The sequence below is a fragment of the Salinicola rhizosphaerae genome (genome assembly GCF_014652715.1).
GTDB classification, from domain to species: Bacteria; Pseudomonadota; Gammaproteobacteria; order Pseudomonadales; family Halomonadaceae; genus Salinicola; species Salinicola rhizosphaerae.
The window spans coordinates 78760-94965 of the sequence record NZ_BMZI01000006.1 but is presented as its reverse complement, the minus strand read 5'-3'; the positions used below and the strand labels follow the sequence as shown (position 1 = coordinate 94965).

At 63.5% G+C, this 16206-nt stretch carries 13 protein-coding genes and 1 riboswitch; of the genes, 4 read left to right on the top strand and 9 right to left on the bottom strand.

The window, feature by feature from the left end:
• Nucleotides 1-4: 4 nt before the first annotated feature.
• Nucleotides 5-1621 carry an ArnT family glycosyltransferase gene (locus IE125_RS13820; RefSeq protein ID WP_189445265.1) on the bottom strand — a complete coding sequence of 539 codons (1617 nt, stop codon included), beginning with the start codon at nt 1619-1621 and terminating at the stop codon, nt 5-7.
• A gap of 201 nt (nt 1622-1822) precedes the next feature.
• Here IE125_RS13820 and IE125_RS13815 point away from each other — a divergent pair, with 201 nt between their 5' ends.
• Both IE125_RS13815 and IE125_RS13810 read left to right on the top strand, forming a co-directional pair.
• Nucleotides 1823-2485, top strand: coding sequence for a response regulator (locus IE125_RS13815; protein WP_189445264.1), 663 nt, complete (start codon nt 1823-1825; stop codon nt 2483-2485).
• Entirely contained in the window at nt 2482-3909 is a 1428-nt protein-coding gene (locus tag IE125_RS13810; protein ID WP_189445263.1) for an ATP-binding protein, read from the top strand. Before IE125_RS13815 ends, IE125_RS13810 begins: the two co-directional genes overlap by 4 nt.
• Before the next feature lie 611 nt (nt 3910-4520).
• On the opposite strand, the gene IE125_RS13805 is transcribed toward IE125_RS13810, so the two are convergent.
• The 8 genes from IE125_RS13805 to IE125_RS13765 form a co-directional block, all read right to left on the bottom strand.
• Complete coding sequence (locus tag IE125_RS13805) at nt 4521-6254, bottom strand: ArnT family glycosyltransferase (protein WP_189445262.1); 1734 nt, start codon at nt 6252-6254, stop codon at nt 4521-4523.
• Between the two features lie 7 nt (nt 6255-6261).
• On the bottom strand, nt 6262-6558 hold the full coding sequence (locus tag IE125_RS13800; RefSeq protein ID WP_189445261.1) for a lipid-A-disaccharide synthase N-terminal domain-containing protein: 297 nt from the start codon (nt 6556-6558) through the stop codon (nt 6262-6264).
• A complete protein-coding gene (locus IE125_RS13795; protein WP_189445260.1) occupies nt 6555-7319 on the bottom strand; it encodes a glycosyltransferase family 2 protein in 765 nt (254 codons plus the stop codon). The genes IE125_RS13800 and IE125_RS13795 overlap by 4 nt, the downstream gene beginning before the upstream one ends.
• A gap of 277 nt (nt 7320-7596) precedes the next feature.
• Entirely contained in the window at nt 7597-8676 is a 1080-nt protein-coding gene (locus IE125_RS13790) for a PA0069 family radical SAM protein (protein WP_189445259.1), read from the bottom strand.
• Nucleotides 8677-8943: 267 nt separating this feature from the next.
• Complete coding sequence (locus tag IE125_RS13785; protein WP_189445258.1) at nt 8944-10833, bottom strand: TonB-dependent receptor domain-containing protein; 1890 nt, start codon at nt 10831-10833, stop codon at nt 8944-8946.
• A gap of 188 nt (nt 10834-11021) precedes the next feature.
• Nucleotides 11022-11297: riboswitch (cobalamin riboswitch) on the bottom strand.
• A gap of 180 nt (nt 11298-11477) precedes the next feature.
• The gene (locus IE125_RS13780; RefSeq protein ID WP_229809141.1) at nt 11478-12347 is read right to left on the bottom strand and encodes an OmpA family protein; all 870 of its coding nucleotides are present in this window, start codon (nt 12345-12347) and stop codon (nt 11478-11480) included.
• A gap of 5 nt (nt 12348-12352) precedes the next feature.
• Nucleotides 12353-13171 (bottom strand): motility protein A, encoded by an 819-nt coding sequence (locus IE125_RS13770; protein WP_189445257.1) that lies wholly within the window; start codon nt 13169-13171, stop codon nt 12353-12355.
• Nucleotides 13172-13345: 174 nt separating this feature from the next.
• Nucleotides 13346-14188: a glycerophosphoryl diester phosphodiesterase gene (locus tag IE125_RS13765; RefSeq protein WP_189445256.1), complete on the bottom strand. Its 843-nt coding sequence runs from the start codon at nt 14186-14188 to the stop codon at nt 13346-13348.
• Between the two features lie 364 nt (nt 14189-14552).
• On the opposite strand from IE125_RS13765, the gene IE125_RS13760 reads away from it, so the two are divergent.
• Complete coding sequence (locus tag IE125_RS13760; protein ID WP_189445255.1) at nt 14553-15122, top strand: hypothetical protein; 570 nt, start codon at nt 14553-14555, stop codon at nt 15120-15122.
• 126 nt (nt 15123-15248) lie between these two features.
• On the top strand, nt 15249-16206 hold a 958-nt coding region (locus IE125_RS13755), incomplete at its 3' end, for an NADPH:quinone reductase (RefSeq protein WP_189445254.1).

Here is a 16206-nt window from a genome sequence, read left to right as displayed (position 1 = left end):
AGTATCAGCGGCATGAAGGGCGCACACCCGCGAGCGAGAGTTCGCTCACCGGCATGATCTCCAGCTTACCGCCTCGGTAATCGAAAGTGTGAACATGACCACGAGAGGTGATCCACGCGTTCAGATGGCGCGCGCGGCCTACGATCCATCCCTCCGGCATCTGTCGTCGAAAGCGACACAGTGCGGTATCGTCGGCCAGTGGTATCAGCGGCTTCGTCAGGCGTCCCGCGAACTGGAAGGTGGCCTGATAGTTGGCGCCATCGAAGGCGACCGGTGTCCCTTCCTGCTGCAGCGCGGCGATCAGGCGTGCCGGCCGCGCGATATCATCGTGTTGCCAGAAAGGCGCCAGCATGAGCTGCGTGGTGATCATCAGCGCGATGCCGCTGCCGATAGCGACGGTGCGAGCCGTGTCGATCGCGCAACGCGCGGGCTGTCGCCATAGCACCACGGCGCAGCCGATCAGCACGAGCGCACCGAAGGGGGAAAGCGTGGTGCGATCGATAGCCCCGATGCCCATCAACACCAGCCCCAGGCCCGCGAGCCCCAACATGGCGATCGCCAGGGGAACCAGTCGCGGACGAGCGGATACGCGGAGCGCCAATTGTCCCAGTCTGTCGGTAACGATCAGCGCGGCGCCGGGTAGCAGCGGCATCAGGTAATGGATCTGCTTGCCGCTGATCAGCGAGAAGATGAGCAGCGGTAGCAGGGTCCACGCCCAGGCGAGCCGCTGATAGCGATGCCGCGGCAGCGTCGGCTTTGCCGTGACCCACAGTGACCAGGGAAACAGCAACAGCGGCAGCCAGGGCAGGTACCACCACAGCGGCCGTGCATGTGCCATCGAATCGTGCAGGCGGTCGATGCTCTGTCCCCACAGCAGGTCTCGTGCGAACTCGGCGCCCCCCAGATAGGCAGCCGTCAAGGCCCAGCCCAGCAGCAGAGACAGCGACAGACCTAACGCGGCCGCCAGGCGCCGCCATTCGGGCATCGTCAGCGGTGTTTCACGCCACCAGGGTGTCGTCAGCACGATCGGTGTCAATGTCACCAGTGCGACGGGGCCCTTGGCGAGCAAGGCGAGCCCCAGCCAGATACCGAAATGAAGCGCGCGAGCGCGGGTGAACGCCCCCTTGATCAACGTCGCGATGGCGCCCAGCAGGCAAGCGGTCAGCAGCACGTCGAACATGAGAGCCCCGCTGTAGAGACTCCACAGCAGCATCGACATCAAGACCATCGGCGCCACGCGTGCCCGGCTACCGGCATAGCCGAGACGTCTGGCGATACGATAGAGATGTGCCACGGCGACCAGCGAGGCGAGAGGAGAGATGAGTTTAGGCCACCAGTCATTCACGCCGAACAGCACCCAGCCGGCGTGAATCAGCCAGAAAAGCAGCGGTGGCTTGTCGGCGTAGGGCGAGCCGTTCATCGACGGTAGGAAGGCGTGATGGGCCTGCCACATCTCCCAGGCGACGGACACATAGCGGGTTTCGTCGATGGGCAGCAGCGGGCGAATCAGCGCCCCGGTCATCATCATCGACCAGAGCAGCAAAACGACCAGCAGGTCGCGATGGCGCTCATCCCAGGCATGAGCGCGAAGGCGGTGAAAAACGGTATGGTTGGCGATCATGACATCGGCCCACGGTGAAACCGGAGGCCACAATGGCGTTGCCAGGCTTAAGAGAACATTACGCCGTTCATCCGGCTTCGCCGACTTGACCCGCACGATGGCGGGCCTGACGGCGTCATCGCGCCAAGTAAGAAAGCGTTAAGGTGAGTGTGTCTCAATGCGCCAGTTATCCGATCGATCTGAAGAGAGAACCGCTCGACGATGCGTGTACTGCTGGTAGAAGACGATCCTCTGCTCGGTGATGGTGTCCGTACGGCGCTGATCCGAGAAGGCTATGCCGTCGACTGGATGACCCGAGGGAAGGACGCGCTCGAAGCCGCGCGCGTCGAATCCTTCTCTCTGGTCGTGCTGGATCTTGGCCTGCCGGACATGGAAGGACTGGTCGTGTTGCGCGAGTTGCGCCAGCGTCAGTCCCTGCCTGTGCTCATTCTCACCGCCCGTGATGCGGTGGAAGAGCGGATCGCCGGGCTCGATGCCGGCGCCGACGACTACGTGCTGAAGCCATTCGATCTGCAGGAGCTTCTGGCACGCATGCGCGTCATCACACGCCGCGCCGCCGGTCGTTCGACCCAGGAGCTTTGCATCGGTCGACTGACGATCGACGAAGCGCAGCACGAAGTCGTGTGGGCAGGCAGCCCGGTTGGGCTCGGCAGGCGCGAGTTTGCACTGCTGCTGGAGCTTGCCCGCCATCGCGACAAGGTGATGTCGCGTACCAAGTTGGAAAGCCTGCTGTACGGCTGGGGCGAAGAAGTGGGCTCCAACGCGCTGGAGGTCCATATCCACCATTTGCGGCGCAAGCTCGATAAGCAACTGATCACTACCGTGAGAGGCATCGGCTATCGGCTGGACAGCACGGCCGCATGACATCGATTCGGCGCTATCTGAATCTGACCCTGGCGGGCGTGCTGATTGCCGTCATGGCGTTGGCGGTGACAGCCGCCTATCTCATCACTCGCCACGAAATGGAAGAGATCTTCGACGCGCAGCTGAGCCTGCAGGCGCGTGTTGTCTCCGCGCTGGTCGACGTTCAGACGACGCCGGAAGAATACGCGGCGATTGCCGAGCAGCTTTCCCAGCCCGATCATTTTGCGCGTTGGTATGGCGAAATCGCGGGACGGTCGACCCATGACGCGAAACCCAAGCTCTACGACCACGAAGAGCGCGTGCTATCTCTAGGGTTCTGGAACGCCCAGAAGCAGCCAGTATTGATGGGAGCGCGCTGGAACGAAGGCGAGAACGCATTTCCGGCACCGAGTGCCACCGGGCACCGCTGGGTCGACTACGCCGGCCACCGCTGGCGCGTTTTCAGCATGGCGATCGCCGGCGGCCGCTGGGTCAGCGTGGGTTTACGCGACTCGTTCCAGTCAGAACTCTCCAATAAGGTGGCGCTGGGCAATTTCGTGCCATTACTGCTGGCGCTGCCGTTGCTGATCTGGCTGATCGCCAGGCTGATACGGCGTGGTCTCAAGCCGATCGGGCAACTCTCTCGTCAGGTCGAAACCCGAGATGAAAAGGATCTGAGCGCCATTCGCGTCGCGGTGCCGAGAGAGCTTCAGCCGCTGCGGGGTGCGTTGAATGGCTTCATCGAGCGATTGGAGCAGACCCTGGAACGAGAGCGGCGTTTCACCGCCGATGCGGCGCACGAACTTCGCACGCCGCTGGCGGCGATGAAAATTCACCTCGATAACGCCCGTTTCGGCGAGCCCGCTGCGCTCGACAAGGCCTATAACGGCATCGAACGACTTCAGCGCGTGGTGGAGCAACTGTTGCTGTTGGCGCGTCTGGACATACACCAGCAGCCGGCGGAGCCCGAATCCTTCAAGCTGGAACCGCTGATTCTCGATCTGGCTGCCGATCTTTGGCCGCTGGCCGAGGCGCAGCACCAGTCGCTCGAGATCGCCGACAGCGGCGATGTCAGCGTCGAGGGCAACCCGACCGAGCTGGGCATTCTGATTCGCAACCTCATGGATAATGCTCTTCGCTATACACCGGAAGGTGGCGGTGTGAGCGTCGAGAAAGGTTATGACGGCCGTGGTCGCGCGTGGCTCGCAATCAGCGATTCAGGCCCCGGTATTCCCGATGCCCTGCTGGATGCGGTGACACAGCGTTTCCAGCGCGCATCCGATCAGCGAATCAGCGGCAGCGGGTTGGGGCTGGCCATCGCAGCGGAGATAGCCGAACGCCAGGGTTTGACGTTGACGCTGTCCAACCGGCTCGAAGGCGGCCTGGAAGTGCGGCTGGTGTGGACCCGCTCGGTGAGCGCTACCCCAGCGCTGGACGCGGTCTGATGGGTTCTGCTCACGAAGATCAACGTTGCCGAGCCTGCGGCGTCATTCGCGAGCAAGCTCGCTCCAACGTGTGAGTTATTCGAATTGGATTTGGGTACTGATTTCCTGCCTTCTTTTTCCACTCTTGTTGGATTTATCTGCTGTAGGAATGAGCGCTGCTCACGAAGATCAACGTCGCCGAGCCCGCGGCGTCATTCGCGAGCAGCTCGCTCCAACAGGTGAGTTATTCGAATTGGGCGCCGGCACTAATGGTCTTCCGCGCCTTTCTCCACTCCTGTTGGGTTTGTCTGCCGTAGGAGTGAGCTCTGCTCACGAAGATCAACGTTGCCGAGCCCGCGGCGTCATTCGCGAGCAAGCTCGCTCCAACGTGTGAGTTATTCGAATTGGATGTGGATACTGATTTTCCCGCGCCTTTCTTCACTCTGGTTGGATTTATCTGCCGTAGGAGTGAGCTCTGCTCACGAAGATTAACGAGGCCGAGCCCGCGGCGTCATTCGCGTGTAAGCTCGCTCCAACGGGTGGAGAATTAACGACGTAGTGGGTTATCTCAGTGGCTGCTGCCTTCGTGGGTTCTTTTGGTGCTCTCCCCGGCACTCGGGCCGGGGAGAGGCTCACAAGTGTGGGGCCTTGCCGCTGGGGTCGGGGAGCGTTGTCGGTGCGATGAAAAGCGGCCCGGCATTGGGATCGCCCTGGCAGTCGGCAACTGCTGCCGCCGGAATCAGCCACCAGTCGTCGCCGTTCTGGACGCCGAGATCCTGGACCTGAGAGCGATCGATGCAGGCGTAGTCCTCTGCCTGGCGACCCAGCGCGAACATCCAGCGGCTGTCGTCGGCCTGGAGCCAGGCGAAAGCGCGCGGAAACTGCTTCGACACCGGCGTTCGGTCGCCGAACTGGACACTCGGCTGACGGGACTGCAGCAGGAATTCCTCGTCGAAATCGGGCATCGCCAGCCAGGCCTGATCGCCTGTGATGGACGCCACCTCGGTCATCATGTCCCGCGGCGAGCGGGCGTGATCCTGCAGGGCATAACCCCAGGTCGACCAGCTGACCCAAAACACCACCAGCCAGATGCCCAGCGCCTCCAACCCATGGCGCGGACGCCGCCAGATCAGCAGCACCATGGCGATCACCCCGATGGTGATCCACCAGCCCCAGGGATAGACAGCGTGGCGCTGCGCGATCTTCTCCAGTGCGGGTACGCCAATTAGGCCAAGCACGCCGGCCAGCAGCAGAATCCCCCCGAGCAGTGCCAGTAGGCCGAATCCCAGCCAATGCAGTCGCTTGCGCTTCATTAGTCCCGGCACCAGCGGCGCGAATGCCAACACCAGCAGCGGAAGCGTCGGCAGCATGTAGACGCCACGCTTGCCCGGCGACAGCGAGAAAAACAGCACGATCAATATCACCGCACTGAGCGGGATCAGAACGTCGGCGTCACCACGCTTGAGCCGGTGCCACCAGGCCGGTACCGCCCACGGAAAGGCCAATATGAGCGGCATCCAGGCCCACGGCAGCACGTTGACCACGTAATACCACCAGGGCTCCAGGTGGGCCCAAGAGTCGGTGTAGCGCTGACCGGTCTGCTTGAACAGGATGTTATCGCGGTAGGCGGCGAGGCTCGGGTCGTCGCCGAACGTCGCCATCAGGATCATCGGCACGCCCCAGGCGGCGATGCACAAGGCCAGCACGCCGAACCCCTGCAGGAGATCGATCACGCGCACGCGAGAGACACGCCCTCGCCAGGCAAACCACAGCCACGCCGGCAGCAGCGTCAGCGGCAGAATGCCGACGCCTTTGGTGATGATGCCGACGCCCATCGCCGCCCAGCCGATCAGCCACCAGCGCTTCGAGGGACCGAGCAGCGCGTGGCGAAGCAGCCCATAGCTACCGAGCGTGGTAAAGAAGGTGAGCATCATGTCGATCTGAGCGGTCTTTGCCTGCAGCATGAACTGCAGCGCCGCCATGAGCGCGATACCGGCGAGAATGGCGATGCGTCGACCGTGAAGACGACGGCAGAGATCAACGACCAGGAGCAAAGTGCCGAAACCGCTGAGCGCAGTCGGAATCAGAAAGCCGAGGCGAACCGAACCGGTCAGCCAAATCGTCAACGCGGAGGCCCACATGAAGACCGGGGGTTTGTCGGGGTAGAGCTCTCCACCTCGGTGGGGAAACCAGAACTGGCCGGTGCGCAGCATCTCGAGGGCGTTGAGCGCGAATCGGGGTTCATCGGCCGGCCACGGGTCCCTGAGACCGATGCCAATGCCGATCAATACCAGCGCGAATAGGGCCAGCAAAAGCCATGCGCGGCGATAGGCCACCTGCGATGGCCCGATGCGGAGAGGGCGCATAAGGATGTCAACCGTTGGAAGAGGGCGTCGATGACTGAATCTGTTGCCGCTCGCGTCGAATCAGCATCAGGTTGCGGACATAGATGATCAGCCCTGCACCCTGACCCGCGATGAAGACCGGGTCTCGCCGATAGATGGCGTAGGCCAGCAGCGTGGCGCCGCCGCCGAGGCTGAAGAACCAGAAGGCGACCGGTACGATGCTGCGGCGGGCGCGCTCACTGGCGAGCCACTGAATGATGAAGCGCGCCGAGAACAAGGCCTGTCCGATGAAGCCGATGGCGAGCCAGATCCACTCCGCGCTCATGGCAGGGACTCCTCTCCAGCGGAAGCGGGCTCGGCGGTCGTAGGCGTTTGCACGTTGATCGCCGCCGGCAGGCGGCTACGCCGACGTAGCCACATGACACCAACCATGTCGACCAGCCCGACCCAGAGGCGGTTGTTGAGACCATAGTGCGAACGTCCAGCGCCACGCGGACGATGGTTGACCGGTACCGATACGCACACGCCACCCTGGGCACGAATCAGCGCCGGCAGAAAGCGATGCATATGGTCGAAGTAGGGCAGTGACAGAAACGCCGAGCGCCGGATCACTTTCAGCCCGCAGCCGGTGTCCGGTGTGGCATCCTTGAGCAGCGCGGCGCGCACCCGGTTGGCGACTTTGGACGACACCCGTTTGAGCCAGTCGTCGCGGCGGTTGGTGCGATGCCCTGCAACCAGCGTGACGTCGCCTCGTCGGGCGCGCTCGAAGGCCTGAGGCAGGTCGGCAGGGTCGTTCTGTCCATCGCCGTCGAGCGTTGCCAGCCACTCGCCTCTGGCTGCCCACGCTGCCTGCCAGACCGAGGTGCTCTGCCCGGCGCTGGCAGCATGACGCAGCGGGCGTAGCCGGTCATCTTCCGCGGCGCGCCGGGTCAGAAACTCCCAGGTTCCATCGGTGGAGGCGTCATCGACGACGATGACTTCATGGTCGATATCGGCAAGCGCGAGGCTGATTTCGTCGAGCAGGCTGGGCAGGTTGCCGGCTTCGTCCTTGGCGGGTATCAAAACCGAAAGCAGAGGTGAATGCATCAGTGGCGAGTTCCTGGCGATGAGACTGACGGGCGCAGCGGGACGATCTTCAAGCGCCGCGACTCGGCCCTTTATCTAAGCGTGAAACAGAAAAATCAAATCGCGGTACGACATGCGGTGCAGCGAGAGCTGCTGCCAAGTCCCGTTCTGGTGAGGAGATCGTGGGGCCGCGCGCGGAGATGATCATCCGCGACCAGCCTTAAAAAAACATTAAGGAAGGTGATTTTACCGCCGGGTCATCGCCGCTCGCCCAGAAGGCGTAGTCGATGATGGCTTGCTAGAAGAACAGGTCCTGCTGGCGGTGCGGCGGCTGAAACCGCGTGACATCGAGCCCGGCCTCCGGGCGACGCTCCAGCCCATAACGCCGAGCGGCGTTGCGAAAGCGTTGGCCGATCATCTCGACGAACAGGCCTTCGCCGCGCATGCGGTGGCCGAATCTGCTGTCGTTCGCTCGGCCGTCGCGAGATTGCCGGATCAGGCTCATCACCTTACCGGCGCGCTCGGGGTAGTGAGCCTCCAGCCAGGCTTCGAACAGCGGTGCCACCTCTCGGGGCAGTCGCAGCAGTGTCCAGGTGGCGCTGGCGGCGCCGGCCTCGGCCGCGCGCGTGAGAATCCCTTCGATCTCATGGTCGTTGATCGCGGGGATGACCGGCGCCACCAGCACGCCGACGGGAACGCCGGCGGCGCTCAGTTCGCGAATGACATTGAGCCGGGCACTCGGCGAGGCCGTTCGCGGTTCGAGCGTGCGTTTCAACTCGTTATCGAGGGTGGTCACGCTGACGAAGACACGCACCAGGCGCTCTTTGGCCATGGCCGCCAGCAGCTCGCGATCACGCAGGATCAAGGCGCTCTTGGTCACCAGCGTGACCGGATGGCGGCAGTCGAGCAGCGTCCCGAGCAGCTCACGTGTCTTGCCATACTGCGCCTCGATCGGCTGATAGCAGTCGGTATTACCGGACAGGTTGATCGGTCGGCAGACGTAGCCAGGCTTGCAGAATTCCTCGCGCAGTCGATCCGCCATGCCGCTCTTGGCGATCAGCCGTGTCTCGAAATCGATGCCGGGAGAGAGATCCCAGTAGGCGTGGCTGGGACGGGCGTAGCAGTATATGCAGCCATGTTCGCAGCCACGATAGGGGTTCAACGAGCGGTCGAATCCGAGATCCGGCGACTGGTTCCAGGAAAGCGCCGTGCGCGGCGTTTCGATCTGCACCTGGGTGGCGACACGAGAGGGTGGTGTTGCCTCTTGCCACCAGCCATCGTCTTCCACGGTGCTGTATGTCGGCTGGAAGCGGTTATCGGGATTGTAGGTCGCGCCGCGGCCTTTCATGGGGGCGGAAGAGCGATGGGGAGGCGTCATATCCGCGACTCCTGTGGATACTGTTTGTATGTACAGTATCAGAGCTACGAGCTACGAGCTACGAGCTATGAGCTACGAGCTATGAGCCAAGAGCCAAGAGCCAAGAGCCAAGAGCCAAGAGCCAAGAGCCAAGAGCCAAGAGCCAAGAGTGGTGAAAGGAGAGGGGGGAGCAGAAAGTGGCGAGGAGAGACGGCATCAGTAAAGCGGCGCCGGGTCGGCGCCGCTGCCACCGGGCTGGGAGCCCATCGGTGAATATCGCGAGGTGAATCAGAAGCTGAGTTTGACGCCAGCTTCGACGTAGCGGTCCTGCGTGTTGTAGCCGTCGACCAGTGCGTAGTCCTTGTCGAAGGCATTCTCCAGCTTCGCGGACAGTTCGACTTCCGAGGTGACCTGCCAGGCGGTTCTCAGATCGACGACACCGTAACCGGCGGTCGTGTCGCCGCCATAGGCGGTGCGATCGCCGCTGGCGCTCAGCGTCGTGCCGACGCTCCAGACCGGCAGGATGCGGTAGTCGACATCCCAGCGCGCGAAGCGGTTGGCACGCTGCAGCAGTCGGTCACCTTTCTCGACGCCAGCGTAATCGTCCGACCACTGGCGAACTTCCGGGTCCTGGAAGGTGATGGCGAGCCGCGTGCTGAGGCGCTCGCCCTGCCAGCCACCGCTTAACTCCACCCCCCGAATTCTGGCTTCGTCGACGTTGTAGGGCAGATAGGTCACGCTGTCGTAGGCGATCAGGTCATCGATTCGGTTCTCGAACGCCGACACGCGAGCGCTCCAGGCGTCGCGATCGAATGACCAGAACAGCTCGACGTTCTTCGACGTCTCGGCATCGAGGTCCGGGTTGTTGCCGTAGGGACCGTAGAGGTCGATGAGGTTGGGTGCCTTGAAGGCCGTACCAAAACTCGCGCCCAACCGTTGATAGGTCGTCAGATGGTAGGCGTAACCGACGCTGCCCGTGGTTTCGTCGCCGAATCGGGAGTCGTCGTCGTAGCGCAGTGCGCCCGTCAATTCATGCGCGCCGTACTGGCGCTGCATCATGCCGTAGATTCCGTAGTTCTCGCGGCTGTCCTTGGCATAATCGCCGGCATAGGGGCTGGCGGAGTCGAAGTCGAGGCTCTCCTGGCGGTAGTCCACGCCCAGCGTATCCACGCCGTTGTCCCGGGTGAAATTGTGCTGGATGCCGAGCTCGTTGCGGTGCGATTCGGTGGTGCTGTAGCGATCGCCGGCGTAACGCTCCTCGCGCTGCTCGTCGAAGTGACCGGCCGTGATGGCCATCTGCCAATCGCTGTCCAGCGCGACATCCACTTTGCCACCGAAGGTCTGCAGGTAGCCCTTGGTGCGACAGTCGTTGACGGGCGTCAGGGCATTGACCGGGTAACAGTTGTCGTATTCGGTATCGATATTTTGGCGCAGCGCCTGGAAGTCGCCGCTGACGCGGTCCGTGAAGCGGTGCGACAGTCCGATCTGACCGCCGCTGCGCTCGAAGCCGTCCCGCTCGCCGCTGTTATCGGCGGTGGTGGCATTGAAGCCGTCGCCGTCGCGATGAAACAGGCTGGCATTGAGGCGCGTGTCGGTATCGCCCGTGGTGACGAACAGATTCTGTTTGGTCGTGCTGTCTTCGCCGACACGCAGGTCGAGCGCGGCGTGGGTGCCTTGCCCACCGCGGCGGGTGAATATCTGAATCACGCCGCCGATGGCGTCGGCGCCGTAGGCGGCAGCGCGAGGGCCGCGCACGATCTCGATGCGCTCGATCGCCTCGACCGGGAGGAACTCGAGGCTGGCACCGCCACTGGTGGCCGAGTTGATGCGCACGCCGTCGACCAGCACGAGCGTATGGTCGGATTCCGAGCCGCGCAGGAAGAGACTAGAGGTCGTACCGGGCGAGCCGCTCTGGGTGAGCTCGATGCCGGCGCGATTCTGCAGCAGATCGATCACGCTGTCAGCCTGGCTGCGCTCGATCTCGTCGCGGTCGATGATGGTGGTGCTGGCAAGCACGTCGGTCTGAGACTGCGGCAGGCGATTGGCGGTGACCTGGATATCATCCAGCCCGCGAGCAGACGGTGCCGGCTGGAATGCCGACTGTGCCTGAGCGGGTAGTGCGACGACGGCCGCGGCCATCGCGACGCCGGCGGCGATGGCGCGTTTCTGATAGTTCATGTTTGATCCCTGTGCGTGTCAGCACGTCGCCTGCCGGCTTATCAGGCTGGCGACGCTCGGCGAAAGCCGTAACGCAATGGGGAGGACAGCGGCGACGCGCCCCCGCGAACGCGTCCCGGAAGGAACGTCGCCGACAGGCACGCATCGCTGGATGAGCCCTCCGCATCACCCAGTGGTGGCGCCAAAGACGCCTGACGGAGAGACGTGCCGGTCTCCGGACTCTCGCATGATGACTGGGGCGTCATCCGATACGCACGCCTTCCCATGATGCCGAACGTTCCCTTGACGCAGATTCTCTCGAATCGATGTCCGGTGGATCACAGTGGCTGGATGGCCTGATGGCGCATCCGGGTGGTATCGAAGGAAATGCCAACTTCCTGAGGCGATTACCGTTGCGGGGGCAGTTCGGGGTTTTCACCCGATTCCCGAGGAAAACGCTGTCTAAATGTCTGCGCGGTCAAATCGCTGTGTTGCGCGCTGCTCGCAGTCCTCACCTATACCCCATAGGCTCCGGCTTCTGCGCTGCGTGCGCCTTGCGCTTTTTACCGCTCGACGATTTATTCAGCATTCTCCGGACACACGTCTCTCGACGCGCGGGATTGTCGCAGTTTCGATTGCCTAAGGGAACGCCGGCGGCGGGCGTGTCAGCGCTCGCCGGTGCCGGACTCCTGCAGCACCAGTTCGACGCGTCGGTTGCTGGCGCGACCGGCGGGCGTGTCGTTATCGGCGAGCGGGTGGGTGGAGGCATAGCCAATGGCCCGTAGCCGGTCACCGTCGATTCCCGCCAGTCGCAGCACGCGCACCACGGCAGACGCTCGCGCCGCGGAAAGCTCCCAGTTGGAGGCAAATCGGGCGGTCGAGATCGGCACGCTGTCGGTATGGCCCTCGACCGAGATCGTACCGTCGAAGCCTTCCAGCGTCGGGATCAGGCGCGAAATCAGGGCGCGGCCCCGATCGGTCAGCGCCACGGCGCTGGAATCGAACAGCAGATGATCCTGGATACGCAGGTTGTAGCCATGCGGGATGGCCGTCACCTCGACGCCATCGATCTGCGGGGGAGGCGGAGCTGCCGGTGCTGGCTTGGGCAGCGCGAACAGCGGCACGTTGAAAGCCAGCGCTGGCAGGCGAGGCGCTGGTGTGACCGGCTCGGTCGCTGATTGCCTGGCGTGCTGCGGGTCGTAGAAGCCGACACTGAGGGCCGGCGGCGCCGGTCGGAGCTGACGCGGAGGACGGTAGAACTCGCCGAACGTCTCTATCGCGGGTGTCGTCGGCTTCGGGGCGACGATGGCCGAGGTGATGACGGGCAGGGCGGTGGTCGAGGCCGCTGCCGGATCGCTGCGATCCATCAACTGACCACCATACAGCGCCAGCATCAGCACGAAGAAAGTGATCAGCAGCATGAGCATGTCGAGATAACTCATCAGCCACGAATCGCTCTCGCCGTCGCGCGTCGTATCGAAAGGCCCCTCGTCGAACAAAAGATCGGCAAAGGGACCCTCGCCACCGGCGGCCATCGCGCTCACTGGAGTTCCGTCGCCGTCTGATTCGAGGTGGATGGCGCTGCGTCGCGCATCTCGTCGCGATGTTCGATGCGATAGGTGTTGAGTGCTTCTTCGATGAATGCGGGGAGGCGACGCTTGCTGACCATCGTCACGCCCTCGAGGATGAGTGCCATCGCCATCAATCGCGCTTCGGTGCGACGCTCCAGTTTCACCGCGATCGGCTTGAATACCAGATTGGCCAGCAGAATGCCGTAGAAAGTCGACATCAAGGCGACCGCCAGGCGCGGGCCGATCACGGCGAGATCGCCCGCCTGGATCACCTCGAGCATATTGATCAGGCCGACCAGCGTGCCGAGCATGCCGAACGCCGGTGCATAGACTGCCATGGTGCGCAGAATCTGCGCTTCGATCCGCTCGCGCGCCTTCACGCGCACCATGCGCCAGCGCAGCATCTCGCGGATTTCCTCTTCGCGGGTATTGGCGATCACCATCTGCATGCCGGTGCGCAGGAACGGGTTGGTCACGTTCTGCAGTGCGTCCTCGATGGCGCGGATGTTGCCCCGGCTCCAGTGGCGCGACATGTCGATCAGCTGCTGCAGGTCGTTATCCAGTTCGCGCTCATGCGCTTCGCGGCGGAAGACCACGGCAATCTGGCCGCAGAGACGTTTCATCTCGCGCAGCGGGTAGCTGATGAAACTGGCGGCGAGCGTGCCGGTCACCACGATGGCGAGCCCCGGCAGGTTGAAGAAACTGCTGGGAGCCTGCGCGGTGAACAGCACGACGGTCGCCAGCAGCAGTGCGCTGGCAACGATGCCGATGAGAGTGGAGGGATTCATTGGCGGCTCGCAACCGAAAGAAGGCGTGGCGCCATGTTACGCGCGAGGCGCGCCGGCCAAAGGCAGTAAATAACGCGGCTAATGGGCGCTATTTGTCAGCCGGCCTGGTTACCAGCCGGCTCAGGCCGCCGCTGGATGGCGCTGTCTCCTTTTCCACGCCTTACGTCTTACACCTCACGCGCGCGAGCGCTGTTCCGCGGCGTGCATCACGAAGCGCGTCGGATCGTCACTGATCACGCCGTCCACGCCCCAGTCCCACAGCTTCTCGAACGTGACCGGGTCGTTCGCGGTATAGCAGAACAGTTTGATCGACTCATCGGCGATCTCGCGCGCCCGCTTGATCTTCAGCTTGCGCCAGTCGAGATGCAGGCTGTAGGCGGAGAGGCGCTCGGTCTCTTGCCACCAGCGCTTGGGCGCCTTGTCGTCGAGGACGCCCAGACGCAGTCGTTCGGGGTCGGATTCGAGCGCCCGCGCCGCCGTCAGCGCGTGGCGATCGAAGGAGGAGACGATCAGTCGCTCGGGGGGCAGGGCTTCCAGCGTTGGCGGCAGGGCCGCCTTTACCAGCTCGATCGCATTGCGGCCACGGCTCACCTTGAGCTCGAGATTCAGCCCCATGCCGAGTCGCTGGATCAAGGTGAGCATCGCCTCCAGTGTCGCCATACGCTCCCCCCGGTACTGGTCGCCGAACCAGCTGCCGACATCAAGCGTCGCGGCGCTGGCGGCGTCTAGCTTGAAGAGCTTGCCGCGACCGTCGGAGCAGCGTTTGATCCCGGCATCGTGCCAGATGACTGGCGTGCCATCGCCCAGTAGCTGCACATCGAGTTCCACCCATTCGCAGCCGGCATCGTGAGCCGCCTGCACCGCCGCGAGGGTGTTTTCCGGAGCACGGGCCGAGAGGCCGCGATGCGCGATATAGCGAGGGGGGGCGCTACTGTCACAGCGAGGGTCGGCGCTGTTGTCACGGCGAGGTGCGGCGTTGTCGCTGGTCTCGGGCTGCGAGGTCGGGCCTTGCGTCATGCGTCGAAGATCTCCAGATGGCAGGCGCAGCGCCAGTGCCGGTTCGGCTGCGACGCGGGTTTCGCCCTTGCGGTGAATCAACGTAGTTTGCGTTGACCATCGGCAAGACGCCAGCGCTTGCGGCGTCATTTCTTGTAAGCCATTTCATCGAATGGACCTTGCCTCGTGCCTGGCCCGGCGACAACGGGGTCCGTTCGGCAAATGGTGAAGTTCGGGACCAGCGTACCGGCAAGCGGTGTCGAAACGATGACGCCACTGCGAGGGGGCCATTGGTCGCGATGGCGGGGGATGATTGATCGTGCCGAAATGTCAGAGGGCGTTTATGGTACGCTCTGCACGTTTTTTCGACCGCGCCGGAGAGCCGATGAAAGTCGTCCACGTCAAGAACCCCGAAACGCGCGAAGCGTGCCTCGCCAAGCTCTGTGCCAATGTCTATGGGCAAGACGCGGGGCTCGCGCCGCTCGTGACCTTTGCCGGCACGCTGGGCGTGCTGTTCGAGCAGGAGGCCGCCCGACTGTTCGCACTGACCGATGACGAACGTCACGTCCAGTGCCTGGCGCTGATCACGAGTGACGTCGATGGGGCGACCATGGAGGTCGGCCTGGTCTCGACGATCGATGGTGATACCCGTCATAGCCGCGAATTGATCCGCACGCTCGCGGGCAAAGCGCCGCTGCGCGTGATGGCCAATGACGCCGAAGGAGAAGCGTTCTTCCGCAGCTGTGGCATCGAGCGCTGGGTCGAAGGCGAAGCGGATGTCCGTATCGGCCTTGGCCCGCTGCACCCGACACCGAAGGCGGGGCGACTGCCGAGCGCGGTGCGCTTCAACGGCGAGGGCATCGTGCGCACCTTCAAGCAGGAGCCGGAGACTTTCGAGGCCTACAAGACTCGCTTCATCGAAGCGCTTGCACGTTTCCCTGACGCGGTCGTCTGATCGCGCGCTCGTCGACAACGTATCTTGGGCGTATCGGTATCGGGTCGTCGAACTCCTTGACCCGATGCGCGTTTGCGGCTTGGATGAGTTCACCATCGCATCGATTAGCGACATAAGGATTCAGACATGGCCAAACGCATTCAACTGAGTCGCACGGGCGGCCCGGAAGTGCTCGAGACCGTCGACTTCGAGCCGCCTGCCCCCAAGGCGGGCGAGGTTCGGGTCAAGAACCACGCCATCGGCCTCAACTTCATCGATATCTACTTCCGCACCGGACTATACCCGGCGCCGTCGATGCCCACGGGCCTGGGTACCGAAGGTGCGGGTGTCGTCGAGGCGGTCGGCGAGGGCGTCTCTTACCTGAAGGAGGGCGACCGCGTCGCCTACGCTCAGGGGCCGCTCGGCGCGTACTCGGAGCTTCATGTGCTGCCGGCGGAGAAGGTCGTCGCGCTGCCCGACGATATTCCGTTCGAGACAGCAGCGGCCGGTATGCTCAAGGGGCTGACGGTACAGTATCTGCTGCGCCAGACGTTCCCGCTCGAGGGCGGCGAGACGATTCTCTTCCATGCCGCGGCGGGCGGCGTCGGCTCCATTGCCAGCCAGTGGGCCAAGGCGCTCGACGTCAGAGTGATCGGCACGGTTGGCTCGGCGGAGAAAGCGCAGCTCGCCAAGCGCAACGGCGTGTGGGAGACGATCAACTATCGCGAGGAGAACGTGGCGGAGCGTGTCCGCGAGTTGACCGATGGCGCGATGGTGCCGGTGGTCTACGATTCGGTCGGCAAGGACACCTGGGCGACGTCGCTCGACTGTCTGGCGCCACGCGGATTGATGGTCAGTTTCGGTAACGCGTCGGGCGCGGTCGAGGGTGTGAACGTGGGTATCCTCAACCAGAAGGGCTCGCTCTACCTGACTCGCCCGAGCCTCAACGGCTATGCCGATACCCGTGAACGTCTCGAGGAGATGTGTCTGGACCTGTTCGACATGCTCGAAAGCGGCAAGGTAAAGATCGATATCGCGCAGCGCTTCAAGCTCGAGGAGGCCGGCAAGGCGCAGGAATCGCTGGCCTCGCGCCAGACGACCGGCT